We start from the raw sequence: 232 nt of genomic DNA on the forward strand, positions 1-232 counted from the left end.
CCACTCAATCCCCAGTGGAATACGCACTAACGTTGCCTGAATCGGTTGATGTGGATTTAGCGAACATCAGCTTCAGCAACAACGTGACCCTCGTGGATGGCAACCTCAATGTGCCAGTCGGTGTGACGACGTTCGACATTATCCTGCCAACGGTGGATGATGAACTGGTTGAGCCAACCGAGACTTACACCTTGTCGGTGGATGGTGTGGATGCGACAGGCAGCATCCTTGA

1 pseudogene is annotated in these 232 nt (G+C 52.6%); it reads left to right on the forward strand.

Going from position 1 to position 232, the window contains the following annotated elements:
• Positions 1 to 232: pseudogene (locus tag TZ48_RS23885) on the forward strand (Ig-like domain-containing protein); the annotation flags it as partial.

The organism is Vibrio variabilis (genome assembly GCF_003263785.1).
Taxonomy (GTDB): Bacteria; Pseudomonadota; Gammaproteobacteria; order Enterobacterales; family Vibrionaceae; genus Vibrio; species Vibrio variabilis.